The following is an 18475-nucleotide window of genomic DNA, read 5'->3' on the forward strand; positions in this document are numbered from 1 at the left end:
TATTGAAATCAAATGATTTTTGTGGATACCTTGTTTGTTCTATCCGCGTTATCTAATAACATAAACACGGATAATGCCAAAATCATTAAGGAAACGGTTAGAACCATTGCTCTGTCGTGATTATCAGAGCCTGCTGTGCTGAGATGGCGGTAAATCAAGGTGGTAAGTGTTTGCCATTCAGGGCGAGATAGAAATAGAGTGGCGGCAAATTCACCAACGCAGGTTGCTGCGGCTAGGGTAAGGCCGCGACGTAAAGCAGGAAGTAATAATGGAATGGTTACGTATAAGGCCGTCTGAAAAGGTGTTGCTCCTATGCTTCTGGCGGCTGACGTATAACTCTGCGGTAACGCATCCCATGCTGAAATTAAATCTTTAGCAATAAAAGGATATGCAAGTAAGGCATAAGTAGAAATAAGTAGCGGTAACGAAGCTGTCCATTCCGGATAGAGTAGTAAGACACCGAAAGCAATACAGATCGGTGAGACCATAAATGGTAAAAATGTCAGGCTGCGAACCCAAGGAACTAAACGGGCAAGGCAGGTGTGTAGAATACCGAGTAAGAGTGCAATCAGCATGGCAAAAAATGTAAACCGCAAGGTGTTCCAAACTGCGAGCAAGGTGTCGATTTCCAGTAAAACACCCCATGAGTTACCAGCCCGTGCAGCTTGTAACAATATGGCAATCAGTGGTAGCCCACAGCAAGCGAATAGTAATACTAAGGCAACCGTCAATAAGATTTTTTCTATATAGGTTTGAGCCGGTTTGGGAGAGAGGGGATAAATGTTTTTATCGGAAGCGGTGCGACGGCTAAGGTATGCATATAGAAATCCTGCCAGAGCATTAATTGCTAGTACTATCCATACTAAAACGGCCGCTTGTGCCATATCCAGTTCGTATGCAACCAATTGGTAGATTTCTACTTCGATAGTAGTATAGTGGCTGCCGCCAAGCAGCAAGGCTAAGCCAAAGCCCGAAAAACAATACAAAAATACCAGGCACAGTCCTCCTGCCAGCCAAGGTTTCAATACAGGCAAGTCGATATGGCAAAAACGTTGCCATGTTCCTGCTCCCAGCGTTTGTGCCGTGTACAAACGAGTAGCAGGAACCTGTAGAAAACCTTGATACGCCGAACGTATTAATACGGGGAGATTGAAGAAAATATTGCCGTAGAGCAGTAAATATGGAGAATCTTCCCAGCCGGGCCATAATAGCCCATGAGGGCCGAATAATGCTAATACTCCGATACCCGCAACTAATGTGGGCATCACGAATGGTAGCATTATTAAACGGAGAATCCAGAGCCTTCCACGGAAATCGACACGGGCTAATACCCAAGCTATCGGCACGCCGAGGATAAGGGTAGAAATGCAGGTAATGGCGGCTTGGAGTGTTGTCCAGCCAATCTTTATTTGAATATAGTCATCTTGCAGTACCGCCCATGCCAAACTCTCATTTTCATAGGTAGCCAGCGCAATAAGAGGAGCAATGACCATCACGGCTAAAAAGCCGAGTGATAATAGTGCTAGTATGGAGGCAATAACGATACGGGACATGAGAGTTAGGAAAATAAAAAGATGAGATAAATATTTTATGTTATGTATGGTTTTGGAGTTATATCATAATTCGGTGTATCTGTTGATAGATGTAAGCACTACGTAAAAGCAAGAATAGTAGAGGAGATAGAGCTGATTCTTATGCAGAGGGTTTATTTGGGAAAAATGATTGACAAGATGTAAATCAATCTGTATAGTTTAATCTTCTGACGCGGGGTGGAGCAGCATGGTAGCTCGTCGGGCTCATAACCCGAAGGTCGTAGGTTCGAATCCTGCCCCCGCAACCAAAATATAAAATAAAGCATCCATCATTAGTGGGTGCTTATTTTTTTCAAAAATAAACATACGTTGTATTAATCTTACAAAATTATAATTTAAATTACATTTGTCATATTTTTTATATTATTATTCTCTTAATTTTTTTAAGATTAATTTTTAGTATATTTAGTTTTTAATTTTAAAAATATATCTTTTCTGGAAATTAAAAACCCAAAAAGTAGCAAATTATAATAATAATTTATTGGCATCCGTTTTGTTTCTCCTTACTTTTTCATGGCTTAATATTGATATAAGTAATTGTTCAGGATACGATACGGCTAATAACAACCAACAGACTGACAAGATATGCTGAGTGCCATTATTGTTGAAGACGAAGTGTTGGCAGCAGAGCGTTTGCGGGTTCTGCTGGAAGAGTGCAACGTCGTATTATTAAAAATATTCCATCATGCGCAGCCGGCTTTGGATTGGCTGAGTGTGCATGAAGTAGATATTGTATTTGCTGATATTGGTCTGCCGGAAATTACCGGATTGGATTTGGTTGAGCGAATTAAACGCATTGCCAAAAAGCAGCCGGATGTCATTTTCACGACTGCTTATGAAGAGCATGCTTTACGTGCATTTGAGTTGGCTGCGGCCGATTATTTATTAAAGCCCATTAAAGTATCGCGGCTGCAAACTGCTTTGGAGCGGTTGAATGAAAAACATAAAGAAAAGGCTGATGATTTTACACACTTTAAGGTGTTTAACCGTAACCGTATGGTAGAGATTCCATGGCAGCAGGTGCGTTATCTCTTGGCTGAACATAAAACGGTATTTCTATTCACGGGAGACGGCCAAAGTTATGAATTACCTAAAACTTTGGTTTATTGGGAAGAGCTGTTGGGGGATAAAATTATCCGCATCCATCGTAATGCTTTGGTGTTCCGCCATACTTTAGACTGTTTGATTCGTTTGGATGGCGGAGACGAAGATGAGAGCAATGCAACTTGGGGCGCGCGGGTGCTGGATGTGGATAAACCGCTTGCAGTAAGCCGCCGCCAGTTGGCTGCGATTCGTAAGATTTTGCGTGAACATTAAGCGGATTGAATTTTTACAAGCCTGCTAATAAAACAGCCGAAATGCTAAAAAGCGTTTCGGCTGTTTTATTAGCAGGCTTGTAGGGATTGATGTCGGAAATAGCAGCGACATGTACATTTTCTCTTTTGTATAGAGATCCTTTCTTAGGGGAGGAGATTGCCCAAATGCCGTAAAGTATCAAGAAGCACTATAATGTTTGATAATTTATAAAATCATTCCTTAAAAAAATATAGCAAATAAACTTAACTTGTTACGGCGTTGCTGAGCCTTAGCTCAAAGAGAACGATCTTATGAGCCGCTGGGCAACAAAATTGGTTCCGTACTACTTGTACTGTTTGCAGCTTGTCGTTTTGTATCAAAAATAAGTTTATTTCTATAACACCTGTTTAGGTATGAAAGTATAAGTACCTCAATTTTAATACTCAGGCCGTCTGAAAACTTTTTTAGACGGCCTTTTTAGAAGGTGTAATTCAACTGCGGTAATCTGCGTTAATCGATACATAATCATGTGATAAATCGCATGTATAGATAACGGCACGTTCACGACCACGTTGCAAATCAACACGAACAGTGATTTCGGGTTGATTCATTACCATTTGGCCGGCTTCTTCGGTGTAGCTGTCCGCCCGTCCTCCGTTTTCCGCGACCAGCACTTCACCCAGCCACATGCGTACTTTTTCGGTGTCGAAGTTGGGGAGACCTGAGTAGCCGATAGCAGCCAATAATCGGCCGAGATTGGGGTCGGAAGCAAAAAAGGCCGTCTTAATTAAAGGTGAGTGGGCGATGGCATAGGCCACTTGCCGCGCTTCAGTACGATCGCCTGCATTTTCGACTTGAACAGTAATGAATTTGGTAGCTCCTTCGCCGTCGCGCACAATGGCTTGGGCAAGCTCCAGTGCGAGGCTGCCAAGCAGGGTCTTAAGTTGGTCGTAGCGTGGATCAGCGATGTTGTCGATCTCATTCTGACCGCACTTGCCGGTAGCGACGATAACAAAGCTGTCATTGGTGCTGGTATCGCCATCTATCGTGATGGCATTAAACGATTGGTCGGCGATTTCTTGTGTGAGCATCTGTAAAACCGGTTGTGCTATGTTGGCATCACATACGATAAAGCCGAGCATGGTTGCCATATTGGGGCATATCATGCCTGCTCCTTTGGCAATGCCGGTGGCGTGTACAATATGGTGGTTACCGATTTTCCCTTCACGACTGGCAGCTTTTGGTACGGTGTCAGTGGTCATAATGGCACGGGCGGCATCGTTCCAAAACGCAGGTTTGACACGGGGTAGGGCATCGATGATTTTTTGTGCGGGCAGCGGTTCGAGAATAACACCGGTGGAAAACGGCAGTATTTGTGAAGTTTTGCAGCGGATTTGTTTCGCTACAGCTTCGCACACTGCTTGAGCGTCCTCCCGTCCTTTTATTCCGGTGCCGGCGTTAGCGTTGCCAGTGTTGATAATCATCGCACGTACGCCGTCTTCATCGAAAAGGTGCTGCTTGGCTACATGCACGGGTGCGGCGCAGAATTGGTTTTGTGTGAATACGGCACCGACGGTATTGTCGGGGTTGAAAACCATCAGTGTGATGTCGTTGTGGCCGGATTTTTTGATGCCCGCTTGTCCGACAAATACTTGCACACCGTCTATCGGTAATAATTCCGCCGCATCTTTTTCTCGTAAGTTGACTGCCATCTATTTCTCCTTATCAACAGCATCTGCCTGCTGTGTGGCTGCTTCTTCTTGAACCCGTTGCCGATAGCGTGTTCCTGCCGCATGGTAAAACGGTTTCGGTGAAAATTGGCGCGATACCTGAGAAGCGAAAATAGCACCAATCAGTAACCAAAACAACAAATTCTGCCCGCCCGTCATTTCCATTACCACCACGCTGGCGGTTAAGGGAGATTGTGTAGCAGCTGCCAAAAAGGCAGTCATACAGATTAGCACCAATACGTTCACACCTGTTTGAACATCAGCAATTTGCGCGATATGCTGTCCAATCATTGCCCCTATGGTAAGAGAGGGGGTGAAAATGCCGCCCGGAATGCCGGCCCAATACGACAACACGGTTGCTCCCCATTTGGCCGCAGCCACACCGAACGGCGCATCATGTGTTCCACGCAGTGCCGCAGACGCTTCGTGATAGCCCGTACCGAAAGTTTGCCCTTGATAAAGCGTACCGATTAAAGCCAGCAGCAGGCCGATGGTGCCAGCGAGTAAAACGGGATGATTGCGTATCCAGTTGCGGTATTTTTCGGGCGCAAATGCCGCTGTACCTTTATAGAGGCAGCGGGCAAACAAGCCGCCGGCCACGCCGCATACCAAACCGCTCAATAGCACCCATATCAGCATGTCGGGCAATTCGCTTCCGTTAAACCCCGAAAAATAAGGGTTGTTGCCCTGTATGGCCACTTGGATAAAACCTGCAGCCAACACACCGATGAAAATCTGGCGTTCCCAACGCAGCAGAATGCCGCGTCCCAATTCCTCAATCGCAAACACCACGCCGGCCAGCGGCGCATTGAATGCCGCGGCCAAACCACCTGCCGCGCCTGCTGCAATCAAATCGTTTTCCTGCATGCCTTTAAAGGCGAGATTGTGTTTTTTACACCATGCCCCCCACGCTGCCATTACTGCGGCTCCTACTTGCACCGACGGCCCTTCCCGTCCGATAGAGGCCCCCGCCAGCATGCCCAAAAAAGTTAAGGGGATTTTCAACATGGTTTGCCGTAATTGCAAAAGCCGTGTTTTCTGGGCACCGAAAGGCAGTGATAGGGAAGCTAACACTTGTGGGATGCCGCTGCCTGCCGTGTAAGGGGCAAACCTTCGGGTGAGCCATACAATCAGCGGCAACCCGAGCGGCAGCACCACCCATGCGAACCACGGGTATTGCTGCACCAGTCGGGCATTTTCTTCCAATGCCCAGTCTGCCATTTTTGCAAATGCCAGTGACACCAATGTCACCAGCGCCGCACCGGCCAGTAGAAAGCCGAATGCGGCCGTTTTTCGTGAAAGGCGTTGAGTCTGTTTGATTTTATGGGAAATTTTCCGTCCTATCAGACGGTCGAAAGAGGAAAGAGTACGTTTCATTTACCCGCTCGTTTATTATCGTAAATTGTTTTTGGAAAATTGTTTTTCAGACGGCCTGAAATAGAATAAGTGATATTATGAACAGATTTATCAAATGAATAAAGCCGCAACCGTGCAAAGGCCGTCTGAAAACCGGTTTTTCAGACGGCCTGTTGTTTTTAGCCGGGCTACGCTATTTCAAGAGCCGGACGGAGAAACAAAAAACACCCCGCAAAACGGGGTGTTGAATCTTGTTAAAACAAATTATTCGGTATCGGGTTCCGGTTTGGGAGTGGCGCGCACATCGTTGCTTTTTTCTTTATGTTTCAAGATGGCACGGTCAACTTTGTCCATGAGCACATCAATCGCAGCATACATATCGGATTCAACAGTTTCCACATGCAGGTCTTTACCGGCCAAGTGCACATCAGCTTCAGCCTTGTTGTTCAGCTTTTCTACCGAAAGGGTGATGGCTACAGAAATCAAATTGGCGGCATGACGGTTGATGCGCTCCAACTTGCTATTGACATGATTTTTGATGGCTTCGGTTACGTCGAAATTCAGGCCGGTGATTTTCAGGTTCATGGCTTTACTCCTTCGGTTAAGTTAAACCGCCTGATTTAGGCAGTCTGAAAAATGGTTAATCATAGTCTGCGTTGTGTGGCAGACGGAATGTTCAATGATTCTCGATATTTGGCTACGGTGCGGCGGGCGATATCGATGCCTTGCTGTTTCAAAAGTTTACTCAACATTTCATCAGAATGCGGTTTGAATTTGTCTTCCGACTCGACCAACTGAGTGATTACGGCTTTGACCGCATTTTGGCTCACCCCCTCGCCGTCTTCAGCACAAACGGCCTGTGTGAAGAAATAGCGTAACGCAAACACTCCGCGCGGGCAAGACAAATATTTATGGTTGACGGCACGGGATACGGTGCTTTCAGCTACCCCGAGTTCGGCAGCGGCATCTTTCAGCAGCATGGGTGTCAGGCCGATTTCGCCGAATACGAAAAAATCTTCCTGCTTTTCAACAATGTACTCTGCCAAACGGATTACTGTACTTTTACGCAGTTCCAAGCTGTCGATTTTCTGCCTCGCTTCGCTTAATTTTTCTTTCCACTCCGGGCTGACTTCTCCAGCTTCTTTCAACAGGTCGCAATATTCACGATTGAGCTGTACTTTCGGCCATGCGTTGTCGTTGCCGATGACCGTCCAGCCGGTTTTGGTTTCTTTCACCCATACATCGGGCTGTACATAGGCTGTCGGCTCGGCGGAAGCAAATCCATAGGCCGGGTAGGGATTGAGTTTCGATATCAGGTCTAAGGCCGTCTGAATGGTATCGATATCGGAATCAGGAAACATTTTGCGGGCTTTGGCCAGATTTTGCTGGCGGCTTCTGCTTAGGCTGTCCAGCGACTGTTGAACGATTTTGGCAGCCAGTTGGCGTTCAGGAGAGGCGGGCAAGCGTAAGAGTTGCAGCATCAGAGACTCGGTTAAATTTGAGGCCCCTACACCTGCGGGATCGAAGGTTTGCAGCAGATCGAGTGCTTCCTGCAAATCGTTTTCGTTGAGCATCCATTCCAGCGGGGTGTGGTCGATTACCTCACCCAAGCTGTCGGTGAAATAACCTTGGTCGTCGAGAAAATCAATGAGGATATGTATCCGTGCAGCTTCTTCTTCGCTTAGGGGATGTTCGCAAACTTGTTTGTGCAGAAAAGCATTGAAGTCGTCTTCGCCGGCGATGGTGGCCCATACGTCTTCGGCATCATCTCCGCCGATTTGGTTGCTCCTCGGCAGAGAGGCGGAAATTTGAGAAAATTCGGTATCGCCCGCATCATCGGCGGGCTCGGGGCGCTCCAGCAGAGGGTTGTCTTGCAACCAGTCGTCTACTTCGCGCTCAAGTTCCAGCCCGGACATTTGCAGTATACGCAACGACTGCTGAAGGTGTTGGTTCAGCTGCTGGGTTTGTTTGAGTTTTAGTCCAAAATTTTGGCTCATATTATTGTTTTATAGAGAGTAATACATAATGTGTCGGTTCGGTAAGGTGTGTCTGCCGCCTGTTAATAATTAAAGTTTTCGCCCAGATATACTGCCCGCACTTGTTCGTTGTTGACCAGTTCTTCAGGATGCCCCGAGGCGAGTACGGCCCCTTCACTGATGATGTAGGCACGGTCGCAGATGCGCAGGGTTTCGCGCACATTGTGGTCGGTAATCAGTACGCCGATGCCGCGCGATTTCAGAAACTCAATGATTTTTTGGATGTCGATAACGGCAATCGGATCGACTCCGGCAAACGGTTCGTCGAGCAGGATAAAGCGCGGCTGCATGGCAAGCACACGGGCGATTTCTACACGGCGGCGTTCGCCTCCCGAAAGCGACGGAGCGGGGTTGTTGCGCAGGCGTTCGATGTTCAGGTCGGCAAGTAGCCGTTCCAGCTCGCTGTCGATTTTACTTTTGTCTTTCAGGCTGATTTCCAGAATGGCGCGGATGTTTTGCTCGACCGTCATTTTGCGGAAAATCGATGCTTCCTGCGGCAGATAGCCTAATCCCAAGCGAGCGCGTTCGTGAATCGGCAGGTGGCGGATTTCTTTGTCGTCGAGCATTACGCTGCCCGCATCGGCGGAAATCAAGCCGACAATCATATAAAAACTGGTGGTTTTGCCTGCTCCGTTGGGCCCGAGCAGGCCAACTACTTCACCGCTTTCGATATCAAGCGAAAAGTTTTTGACGACTTGGCGCTTTTTGAAACTCTTTTGTAGGTTTTGTACGTTTAAGCGGCTGTGGTGATTCATGGTATAGCCTTTGAGTTATGGTTACTATTGTAATCTTTTTGCAGGCCGTCTGAAAAGGTTGTTTGCGGTTTCGAAGGCAGGCAGGTGTTTTCAGACGGCCTGAACGGTGTTTATATGGCAAATATGATACAACTCATTGTTTATATTATGATGTGTAAATATTTGACATAAAGCAAAGACCGTCTGAAAAAATCTTGGTGGCGGGCTGTTGTCCGATCCGTTCAACGGCCTGAAGAATGTTTTCAGACGGCCTCTCGAGGTTATTTGCTTTTACCGGTGCTGCCGGGTTGGATGACAACGGTTACACGTTTACCGGCCTTGCCTTTGCTACCCTTACTGCCATTAACGGTATAAACCTCGGTGCGGGTGTTGTAGACGATGCTGGCTCCTTCGGCCAAGTCGCCGCCGCGTTGTACTTTGGCATTGCCGGTCAGTTTCACGATGCCGGTGGCGGATGAAAATTCCACTTGGTTGGCCTGCCCGTTTACCGTGCCTTTGCCTCCGTCAAGTGTTTGGCCGAAGCGCACAGGGCTGCCGCTTGCAGACATAAACTGTTCGCCTTTGTCGTTACGCGATACGCGCACGCTTGCGGCACGTATGTTCAGAGAGCCTTGTTTGATGATGACGTTGCCGCTGAAGGTGGTTACTTGATTGGCTTGGTCAAGAGAACCTTGATCGGCTTCGATCTGAATGGGCTGCTTGCGGTCGCTCTCCAGCGCATAGGCGGGTGCGGCGGCAATCAAGGCGGCAAGGGCGGCGGTGTTAATGATGTTTCGGGTCATAAATAGTCGCTTTCACTCGTGAAGGCAGATTCAGGAATCCTTTTTTGTGGTCGTAAACCAAACCGTTCGCCGTGCCGTGCGAATCGCCGTATTGATAATGCACGGGAGCATCGGTGCGGGCGGTTTCGGTGTTGGTGTCGACGGTGAGGTTACCGGTTTTCAGAACACCGGCGGGGCGTTCGGCATCGGCGGCTTTGGTTAGGACAACATCTTGCTGGAATATTACTTGGCGGTTGTCTGTGTTGTAGCGGGCGGTTTCACTTTTCACGTTATAAAGCAGCCTGCCGCTGCCGTAAAGTGATAGCTGCGGTTTGTTGAATGTTACATCATTGCTTTTGGGCAACTGCCATGCCGACTCCGCACTCAGGTTTTCTTTCAGACGGCCGCTTTCATCGAAGCGTCTGCCGTCAATACCTTGCATGGCATATTGTGGCTCGTTTGGATTCAGCGCAGCTTCTTCAATATCAATTTGGCTGATACGCCCCAACCATGCGGACAAACCGCCGAGGCTTACCGCTAAGATAAGCGGGAACAGCCAGCCGTAACGCCATTTCTTGGTCATTTAACGTACTCTTGTAAAGCAGGTTCAAGCGTACCTTGCGCCTGCATGATTAAATCGCACAACTCACGCACCGCCCCTTTTCCGGCAGTTTTGCGGGTAACGTAGGCGGCGTGTTGCAAGGCGAACCAATGCGCTTCGGGCACCGCTACGGGCAGACCGCAACGCACCATCACGGGCAGGTCGACCACATCGTCGCCAATAAAAGCGCATTCGTGCTCTTCCACACCGGCTTTTTCACGTAAATCGGCATAAGCAGCACGCTTGTCGTGAATGCCTTTATAGTAGTGGTTGATGCCGATCTGTTTGACGCGGATACCGACGGAAGGCGCATCGCGGCCAGTGATAATGGCCGTCTGAACGCCGCTGGCTTGCAGCATTTTCAGGCCGTGGCCGTCGAGCGTATGAAAAGGTTTGATTTCTTCGCCATTGTCGCGGATATAAATGTGCCCGTCGGTGAGTACACCGTCTACATCCATAATCAGCAGCTTGATTTTGGCGGCACGGGATTGGATTTCGGGAGATATGTTCTGCATGGTTGGTTTTTTCAGACGGCCTGTAAAATAGATATTTTAACATTAAAGGATATTAAAGGCCGTCTGAAAATGTAAGGGTGGCAGGTTTATAGCCGTTTGTGTTTTTGTCGGATGTTTTTTTGTGCTTGGTTTATTTACCATTTCACAACAATTGTTTTATCTAAAGTGATTATTTGGCTGTGTTTCAAAGCAGTTCGGACAGCCTATGCTAAAATTCTACCCAAAGGGGCAAGGCCGTCTGAAAACTTTTTCAGACGGCCTGATTATGCCTGATAAACCACTGAAATCCTAATAGAAAATATAATCATGAATCCATCCGTACAAGACGCATTACACCAGCTTAACTCGCTGATTCTGGGTAAGGAAACCGTTTTAAAACAATTGATGGCCGCCGTGCTGGCCGGCGGGCATGTGCTGCTCGAAGATGTGCCCGGTGTCGGTAAAACCACATTGGCGCACGGCTTGGCTGCGGTGTTGGGGTTGGATTACCGCCGCGTGCAGTTTACCAACGATATGCTGCCTTCGGATTTGCTCGGCGTGAATGTGTTCCGCCCGAACGAGGGTCGCTTCGAGTTTCACCCCGGCCCCGTTTTCCACTCTCTCTTGCTGGCCGACGAAATCAACCGCGCATCCCCCAAGCTGCAATCCGCCTTGCTGGAAGCGATGGAGGAACATCAGGTATCGGTGGACGGTAAAACCTATGCTTTACCCGAGCCGTTTATCGTGGTGGCAACGCAAAACCCGACCGAGCAGTTGGGTACGTTTCCGCTGCCCGAATCCCAACTCGACCGCTTCATGATGCGCCTGAGCATGGGCTATCCTATTGCTGAATCCGAAAAACAGCTTTATTTTCAAGGTGATCGCCGTCAAGCGCTTCCCGCTTTACAGGCGGTGTGCGACGGGAAAACGCTGCAACAGTGGCAGCAGCAGGCGGCGCAGGTGAAATTTGCCCAAGCCGCTGCCGATTATGTATACCGTTTGGTACATGCCACACGCCAACCCGGTCGTTTTGTGCTGGGTTTAAGTCCGCGTGCAGGCTTGGCCGTAGTCAATGCCGCCAAAGCGTGGGCGTTCATGCAGGGGCGCGGGCATGTGCTGCCGGAAGACATCAAAGCCGTGTGGGTGCCGGTGGCGAACCACCGTTTGCAGCCGGTGCAGCAAGGCATGACCAGCACACAGATTCTGGCGGATTTACTCAATCATGTGGCCGTCGCGTAAACCGCCCCAGCCGGCAGCGATAGGACGTTCACTAGATTTGGCTGTACTGCATTGCCGTCCTACCCGTTTGGGTACCGGCCTGCTGGTAACGATTTTGCTGTTGTGGCTGGTAGGGCTGAATTATCAGGCGAATCTGGCTTACGCCGCCGCATTTTGGCTGGCAGGATTCTTGGCGGTAGCCGTGCTGCTTAATTTACGCCAACTGCTCGATATGCAGATAGACGTTTCCATGCCGGATGAAGTGTTTGCCGGTGGCACGGCAGTTTTGTCGCTCACCGCCACAAACAACACCCGCCGCCGCTGGCTGTGGCTGTGCAGCGAAGACGATTTTCTCCGTGCAGACAAAACAGACGACAAACTCTGGCAGCCTTGGCATATTGTTTCAGACGGCCTCTCTGTGCACCAATGGCCAATTCCTGCATTGATGCGAGGCTATTTGCGCGTACCGCCGTTGCGTACCGCCGCCGTTGCACCGTTCGGCATGAGCATGGTGCAGTGTGTGTGGCATTGGCCGAGTGATGCGGTGGTGTTTCCCGCGCCGATTCCCCATGAGTTACCCAACGGCCGTGAGCACGGCGGTGAAACCGACCGCAAACGCCCGCCCGTGCAAGGCGGCGATGATTTGTCTTATTTGCAGCCTCATCAGCAAGGAGCATCGTTGCAGCATGTGGCCTGGAAAACCTATGCAAAAACCGGCCAAATGCTGGATAAACGCTTTGAAGAGCCGCAAACCGCCGTCCGCAATACCGTGATTTCTTATTTGGATTACCCCGCCGGCACATCTAAAGACCGCTTGGCAGGGTTGCTGTGTTTCCGCGTTTTGGAGGCCGAACGCCGCGGGCAGATTTACACGCTGGAACTGCCGCAACGGGTGATTGCCCCTCAGAAAGGGCAGCGCGAAATCTGCCTGACGGCCTTGGGATTGTGGTAATCAGGATTTTTCAGACGGTCTGGATGATGTTTTCAAAGAGGCTGTCTGAAAGCCTATCGCGGAAAAAGGAAGATAATTTTGAAAAAATTTCTGCATTTTTTATTCAAATGTATATGCCTTTTCGGTTGTTGGATTGCCGTTTTCCCAGCGTGGGCTGGTGAAGCAGTACTGCTTGACTGGCGGCAGCCGGAATTGAGCAGCAATGTTTGGAAAATCAGCAAAGCAGGGCAGCCGGATTCTTATTTGCTGGGCACGATACATCTCGGGCGCAGCGGCGATCAACTGGGCAGTCGGGCGCAAGCCTTGTTAGGAAAAACCGATTTGCTGCTTACCGAAGTAGACATGCTATCGGATGAAAGCCGGATGAAAGCGGAAACGGAAAAACTGGCAAGGCAGATGATGTCGCCGAAATCATTGCGTAACGCTCTGGGTAAGAAAGATTTTGCCGCATTGTCGCGATATTTCCGCAAATCGGAACATACGGCGGTTTGGGAACCGTTGCTGGATTCTATGAAACCGTGGGCAGTGGTCATGCTGACGCTGAATTTACAACCTGAGGAATACAGCTATCAGAGCGGAGTGGATATTCTGCTTTCCCAAACCGCACAAAAAGCCGGAAAACCACGCGGCAGCTTAGAAAGCATGCAGGAAAGCAGCCGCCTTTTCCGCAAATTGCCCGACGATTTAGCGCTGGCAGCGGTTAAAAGCATGTTGAAGCACCAAAAAGCGGGTGAAGCCGACACACGCAAAATACATCGTTTGTATGCAGAAGGCCGTTTTCGCGAATTGCAAGGCTGGCTGCCGCAAACATTTTCGCAAGGGCGCATGAAGCCTGAAGATGAAGCCGCCATCCGCCGTTGGATCGAGCAGGACGGCATTGTTGTGCGCAACCGTGCGTGGCTGCCGGAAATCAAAGAGGCTACACGACGGCAGAAAACCTTGATCGCCGTGGGTATCGCACATTTGATGACACGAGAGGGTTTGATCGAATTGCTGCGTCGCGAAGGGTACACGGTTACACCCGAGCCGGCATTGAAAGTATGGAAATAAACTGGAGATACCTTTGCAGGCCGCCTGAAAAGACACATACATATTTTCAGACGGCCTCTTTAGAAGAGAAGTGATTACATACACAACATAGAATACGGGATGCCGTGTATACAAACACCGGCTATCCGCCATCCATAATGCTCACATTACGTTCAAACACATCATGCTGATTCTTACCCCTTCTTTTCTCAAACAGCCGCCGCCACGCGCTGTTGCTTTCGCCGTGCTTCTCGCTTTGTTGTGGACTGCGCTGCCGCTGGTGTCTTCACTGCCAGTTGTGATCATGGCGTTGTTCGGCGGCATGTGGCTGCTGCGCTTGGTTTTGCTGCGTTTGGGCATTGCCAAGCTGCCCGTGCCGGCATTGATTTTATTGATGGTCATCGGCGGCGCGCTGGTGTGGCAGCAGCTCGGTACGGTAATCGGGCGCGACGGCGGGGTGTCTTTTCTGCTGCTGATGGTGATGCTCAAGGCTTTTGAAGGCAATACCCGCCGTGATTGGCAGGTGCTGCTGTTGGCGATGCTGTTTTTAATCGGTTCGTCGGTGCTGTTCGACCAAAGCCTCGCCGTCGGCCTGTGGCTGCTGCTGGCCTTGCCGATGGTGGGCGTATGCTTTGCCGTGTTGTGCGGTCTGAATGTGAAAGAAGCCGCCAAACAAACCGGCCTGGCCCTGCTGCTCACCTTGCCGCTGGCCGCCGTGCTGTTTGCCGCCGTGCCGCGCCTGAGCGAACCGCTGTGGCGCATTCCTCAGCCGCAGCGAGGGCAGGCCAAAACCGGTTTGTCCGACTCGATGGAGCCGGGCAGCATCAGCAATCTGGTGCAGAGCGACGAATGGGTGGCGAACATTACCTTTTCAGACGGCCTCAAGCCGCAGCGCAGCGACATGTATTGGCGCGCCATCATCATGGCCGACTTTGACGGCGTGCGTTGGCGTGCACTCGACAACACCTATATAGACGAAGCCCGCAGCGCAGCCAACCCCGCGCGCACCGTTGAATATCAAATGATTATCCGCGACCAAAACGGTGCGCTACCCGCTTTGGACTACCCCGTCGGCCAGCTGCACGGCAGCCTCACCAAACGCATGGGGCAGATTGTACGCGCCCACCGCAGCCTCGAAGGTTTGCGCCGCATCACCTTGCAGGCATCGTTAAGCGACACTCTACCGCATGCCCTCAGCCGAAACGAACACGATTTCTACACCCGCCTGCCCGAAGGCAACCTGCAAACCCGCCTGCTCGCCGACACATTGGCCAAGCAGTCTGCCAACGAACGCCAGTTTATCGACAAAGTGCTGCATCACTACCGCAGCAAAAAGTTCGGCTACACCCTGCAACCGCCGCGCACCCCCGGGCGTAACGGCATCGACGAATTTATGTTCCGCACGCAGCAAGGCTTTTGCGAACACTATGCCCAAAGTTTCGTGGTGATGATGCGCGCCGTCGGCCTGCCTGCCCGTGTCGTTACCGGCTATCAAGGAGCCGAATACAACGAACAAGCCGGCTTCTGGCAAATCCGTTCCAAAGACGCACACGCATGGGCGGAAGTGTGGCTGCCGCAAGAACAAGCATGGCTGCGCGTCGACCCCACCGCTGCCGTATCCTCCGTGCGTGCCGAAAGCGGCATCAGCCAAGCCCTGCCCGAAGCCGAACGCAATATGGTTTCAGACGGCCACAGCCTCTTCGCCCGCTGGCGCGATACCGGCCAATTTTACTGGCAGCAATGGGTGGTGAATTACGACCAAAGCAAACAAAACAACCTCTTCGAGCTGCTCAGATTGGGCGGATTCAACTGGAAAACCCTGCTGCTCGTTCTGCCTGCGGGCATCGCCTTGGCATTGCTGCCCCTGCTGAAATGGTGGTTCGGCAACCGCAACCGCGAACGCGATTACCTAAACGAAGGCTTCGCACAACTCAAAACCGCCTTACTGGGCGAAGAAGACGAAACCGCCCCCGCCGTCAGCGCAGGCGAACTGCACAAACTGCTCGACGGCAACGGCATCGAAAACCCCGAACTCACCCGCCTGCTCAAACAATACGAACACTGGCTCTACGCCGCCGACCGCCCGACATTGCGCACCCAAAAACGCTGGTATCGCGCAGTACGGAAAATCGTTAAAAAGCATTACCGGCAGCAGCATTAATTTGTTAGGTTTTGCCTATAACAGAGGCCGTCTGAAAACAGCTCCCAATCGGGTGAAAGCTGTTTTCAGACGGCCTTTGTTTTGCAGTGAAAGGGTGTGCAAATTTCTCAATTGTTATGATATATTTCTCACTTGGTAGTTAATGCAGAAATAATAAAAAATACATTGGAGAATGTCTGTGGATAATCAAACTATCCAAACTTACTACGCCCATTCCGCTGAAAACCAACCTTACGAATACTGGCAAACCATGCGCAGCCATGCCCACAATGTGGGTGAATGCGGCCGCAGGGTTTGCCGCTTTTTTTGGCGCACAGGAAATGGCGCGTTATACCGGCCAATTGCACGATTTGGGCAAATACACGCCGCAATTCAACCGCCGCCTGCATGGCGGCCCATCGGTTGACCATGCTACCGCCGGTGCAAAAATCGCTTTCGAGCGTTGGGGGTTGTCGGGCAAATTGATGGCGTTTTGCATCGCCGGCCATCACGCAGGCTTGGCCAACGGAGACGGCGAGGGCGATAACCGCCGCACCTTAACCCAACGCTTGGCCGTGCCGTTCGGCACAGGCATTCACGATATTCCCGAGCCGGATGAAGTATGGCGGCAAGAGATTCAACTGCCTGAAAAATTGGCGATGCCGGGCGTCAAGTTTGGCGATGCCGATTCTGCAGATCAATATGCCAAGTCCTTCAGCGTGGCTTTTTTTACCCGCATGCTGTATTCCTGCTTGGTCGATGCCGATTATCTCGACACCGAAGCCTTTTATGCGGGGCTGGAAGGCAAAACCGTGCAGCGCGGCGGTCATCCCGATTTATTGCAACTGCAACAACATTTTAACCGCTTTATCGGCGATTTCAGACGGCATATTGCCGAAAAGCCGCAGCACACAGAAGAAGAAAAGCGCAATGCCGCCCTAAACCGCCTGCGCAGCGACATTCTCGACCACGCCGTGAGTCAGGCGGAGCAAGCGCCGGGGCTGTTTACCCTTACCGTACCCACCGGCGGCGGCAAAACCTTCACTTCGATGGCCTTCGCTCTCGAACATGCCAAGCAGCACGGTATGCGCCGCGTGATTTATGTGATTCCCTTTACCAGCATCATCGAGCAAAACGCCGCCGAGTTCCGCAAGACTTTTGGCGATTTGGGCGAAGCTTCCGTGCTTGAGCACCACAGCACATTTGACGACAGCAAACTCAAAGACCAACACAGCAAAGACAAACTGCGCCAAGCTTCCGAAAACTGGGATATGCCCGTTATCGTAACTACCGCCGTGCAGTTCTTCGAGTCGCTGTTTGCCGACCGTTCTTCCCGCTGCCGCAAGCTGCACAACATCAGCGGCAGCGTGATTATTCTCGACGAAGCACAAATGCTGCCGCTCCAACTCTTGCTGCCCATCATGCAAGCCGTTAAAGAGCTGGCGCGCAACTACCATTGCTCCGTGGTCATGTGTACCGCCACCCAGCCCGCCATTCAAGCCGAACACGGCTTTTACCGAGGCTTGGAAAACACACGCGAGCTTGCCCCCAATCCCACCGAGCTGTTCGACACGCTGCGCCGCACCACCGTGCAACATATCGGCACACAAACCGATGCCGATTTGCTCGAAAAGCTCGCACAGCACAGGCAAATCCTCATTATCGTCAACAACCGCCGCCACGCCCGCAGCCTGTACGACAGCGCCAAACAGCTTGAGGGCGTTTTCCACCTCACCACCTTGATGTGCGCCAAACACCGCTCCCAAGTGTTAGAAACCATCAGAGGCCGTCTGAAAAATGGCGAACCCTGCCACGTGATCGCCACATCGCTTATCGAAGCCGGCGTAGATGTCGATTTCCCCTTGGTGATGCGTGCCGAAGCCGGATTGGACAGCATCGCCCAAGCCGCCGGACGCTGCAACCGCGAAGGCAAAAGGCCGTCTGAAAGCAGCTTCGTTTGGGTATTCAAACCCGAAGAACAATGGAAAGCTCCGTCCGAAATCGGTCTGCTTTCCGCCGCCATGCGCGAAGTCGTTCGCCACCACGCGGACGACCTGTTGTCGCCACAAGCCATCCGCCGCTATTTCCAGCGCGTTTACGAAGAAAAAGGCAAAGAGTTAGATGGCAAAGGCATTCTTGAAATGCACAAGAAGGCAGGCAACAGCCTCGATTTCCCCTTCCAAACCATCACCCAAAAATTCCGCATGATCGAAACCCATATGCAGCCGCTGATTATCCCGTTCGACCAAGAAGCCGAACGCCTGATCGACAGCCTGCGCCACACCGACCAAATCGGCAGCATTTTGCGTGAACTTCAATATTACACCGTACAAATCCCCGAAAACGCCTTGCAAGCCCTGTTCAAAGCAGGGCGGATAGAAACGGTTAATGAAAAGCGGTTTGGGAAACAGTTTTATAGCCTGATTGGGTTGGATTTGTATGATGAAGTGGCGGGGTTGAGTTGGGAGGATGTGGGGTTTTTTAGGGTGGAGGAATTGGTGTTTTGAATTGAATC

At 50.7% G+C, this 18475-nt stretch carries 14 protein-coding genes, 1 tRNA gene and 1 pseudogene; 7 read left to right on the plus strand and 9 right to left on the minus strand.

Annotated elements, in window-relative coordinates:
• Positions 1–8 precede the first annotated feature (8 nt).
• Positions 9–1553 (minus strand): ABC transporter permease, encoded by a 1545-nt coding sequence (locus tag EL216_RS08275; protein WP_085391338.1) that lies wholly within the window; start codon positions 1551–1553, stop codon positions 9–11.
• Between the two features lie 210 nt (positions 1554–1763).
• On the opposite strand from EL216_RS08275, the gene EL216_RS08280 reads away from it, so the two are divergent.
• A tRNA-Met gene (locus tag EL216_RS08280) sits at positions 1764–1840 on the plus strand.
• Between the two features lie 337 nt (positions 1841–2177).
• Positions 2178–2909, plus strand: a complete 732-nt coding sequence (locus EL216_RS08285) for a LytR/AlgR family response regulator transcription factor (protein WP_085391334.1) — start codon at positions 2178–2180, stop codon at positions 2907–2909.
• 470 nt (positions 2910–3379) lie between these two features.
• Here the strand turns inward: EL216_RS08285 and argJ are convergent, their stop codons facing one another.
• The 8 genes from argJ to EL216_RS08325 form a co-directional block, all read right to left on the minus strand.
• Positions 3380–4600 (minus strand): bifunctional glutamate N-acetyltransferase/amino-acid acetyltransferase ArgJ, encoded by a 1221-nt coding sequence (gene argJ / locus EL216_RS08290; protein ID WP_085391333.1) that lies wholly within the window; start codon positions 4598–4600, stop codon positions 3380–3382.
• Positions 4601–5995, minus strand: coding sequence for a chloride channel protein (locus EL216_RS08295; RefSeq protein ID WP_085391332.1), 1395 nt, complete (start codon positions 5993–5995; stop codon positions 4601–4603).
• Positions 5996–6238: 243 nt separating this feature from the next.
• A complete protein-coding gene (hpf, locus tag EL216_RS08300; protein ID WP_085391331.1) occupies positions 6239–6559 on the minus strand; it encodes a ribosome hibernation-promoting factor, HPF/YfiA family in 321 nt (106 codons plus the stop codon).
• 59 nt (positions 6560–6618) lie between these two features.
• Complete coding sequence (gene rpoN, locus EL216_RS08305) at positions 6619–7971, minus strand: RNA polymerase factor sigma-54 (RefSeq protein WP_085391330.1); 1353 nt, start codon at positions 7969–7971, stop codon at positions 6619–6621.
• Positions 7972–8033: 62 nt separating this feature from the next.
• Positions 8034–8765, minus strand: a complete 732-nt coding sequence (lptB, locus tag EL216_RS08310; protein ID WP_085391329.1) for an LPS export ABC transporter ATP-binding protein — start codon at positions 8763–8765, stop codon at positions 8034–8036.
• Between the two features lie 260 nt (positions 8766–9025).
• Positions 9026–9547, minus strand: coding sequence for a lipopolysaccharide transport periplasmic protein LptA (gene lptA / locus EL216_RS08315; protein WP_085391328.1), 522 nt, complete (start codon positions 9545–9547; stop codon positions 9026–9028).
• The gene (gene lptC / locus EL216_RS08320; RefSeq protein WP_085391327.1) at positions 9528–10109 is read right to left on the minus strand and encodes an LPS export ABC transporter periplasmic protein LptC; all 582 of its coding nucleotides are present in this window, start codon (positions 10107–10109) and stop codon (positions 9528–9530) included. Before lptC ends, lptA begins: the two co-directional genes overlap by 20 nt.
• Positions 10106–10642: a KdsC family phosphatase gene (locus EL216_RS08325; protein WP_085391326.1), complete on the minus strand. Its 537-nt coding sequence runs from the start codon at positions 10640–10642 to the stop codon at positions 10106–10108. The genes lptC and EL216_RS08325 overlap by 4 nt, the downstream gene beginning before the upstream one ends.
• A gap of 306 nt (positions 10643–10948) precedes the next feature.
• Here EL216_RS08325 and EL216_RS08330 point away from each other — a divergent pair, with 306 nt between their 5' ends.
• The 5 genes and pseudogenes from EL216_RS08330 (at position 10949) to cas3 (ending at position 18467) form a co-directional block, all read left to right on the plus strand.
• Complete coding sequence (locus EL216_RS08330) at positions 10949–11860, plus strand: AAA family ATPase (protein WP_085391325.1); 912 nt, start codon at positions 10949–10951, stop codon at positions 11858–11860.
• Positions 11844–12791 (plus strand): DUF58 domain-containing protein, encoded by a 948-nt coding sequence (locus EL216_RS08335; RefSeq protein WP_085391324.1) that lies wholly within the window; start codon positions 11844–11846, stop codon positions 12789–12791. Before EL216_RS08330 ends, EL216_RS08335 begins: the two co-directional genes overlap by 17 nt.
• 192 nt (positions 12792–12983) lie before the next feature.
• Positions 12984–13841: a TraB/GumN family protein gene (locus EL216_RS08340; protein WP_158087750.1), complete on the plus strand. Its 858-nt coding sequence runs from the start codon at positions 12984–12986 to the stop codon at positions 13839–13841.
• A gap of 163 nt (positions 13842–14004) precedes the next feature.
• Positions 14005–15981, plus strand: a complete 1977-nt coding sequence (locus tag EL216_RS08345; protein WP_085391322.1) for a transglutaminase family protein — start codon at positions 14005–14007, stop codon at positions 15979–15981.
• Positions 15982–16153: 172 nt separating this feature from the next.
• A pseudogene (gene cas3, locus EL216_RS08350) lies at positions 16154–18467 on the plus strand (CRISPR-associated helicase Cas3').
• The last annotated feature ends 8 nt before the right edge of the window (positions 18468–18475 follow it).

Source organism: Neisseria animaloris (genome assembly GCF_900637855.1).
Classification (GTDB): Bacteria; Pseudomonadota; Gammaproteobacteria; order Burkholderiales; family Neisseriaceae; genus Neisseria; species Neisseria animaloris.